This window comes from Pontibacter toksunensis, from assembly GCF_042686245.1.
GTDB lineage: Bacteria > Bacteroidota > Bacteroidia > Cytophagales > Hymenobacteraceae > Pontibacter > Pontibacter toksunensis.
Genome location: NZ_JBHUOX010000115.1, coordinates 1 through 611 on the forward strand (window position 1 = coordinate 1; position 611 = coordinate 611).

1 protein-coding gene is annotated in these 611 nt (G+C 54.5%); it reads right to left on the bottom strand.

Annotation, left to right across the window (positions count from 1 at the left end):
- Positions 1 to 611 (bottom strand): IS1 family transposase (locus tag ACFS7Z_RS27390; protein WP_377492730.1); only part of this gene is annotated, 611 nt, incomplete at both ends.

Genomic DNA, 611 nt, shown 5'->3' on the forward strand with positions numbered 1-611 from the left:
TGATGGTTTCGGTAATAGAAAATTAGCTTCATTGCATTGTCATGATTCTGCTCTTTTTTCGAGAAGCAGGCTGTTTTTCTGACTATCCTCCTGTTCCTGGTCCTCAGGCAGAGGTTCACCCCCTCAATATTCCTGGTGTATGTCTTCCCAATCATGTGGCTTTCTTTTGGCAGTACTTTGGTGAAAGCCGGCCAGTCATCCGTGCAGAACCTGCCGATTTCCAGCGCCTGCAACTGCTTGTATAGCTTTCTGACCGTGTGCTGGCTGCGGTTTCCCCAGCTCCAGGCCAACACTTCCTCTGTTTCCGGCGCGTAGGCGTAGAAAAGCCAGCGCTTGCACTGTTTGCGCCGCCTGACAAAGGTCCACACCTCGTCTATCTGCACCTGAACGTAGTGTTGGTGGCGGGGGATTACCTGCAGGCTGTCCGCCTTTTGGTTGAGCCACCTGAGCACCGTCTGCCGGTGCACGCCTGTCACTTCTTCGATGTCCCGGATACCGGAGTTTCGCACCAGCATGCGCAGCACCAGTTGTTTGGCCTCCGGCCGGCAGCCTGCCTTCTGGTACACGCACTGGAACTGCTTACCACAAGCACGGCACAGAAAATTCTGCCT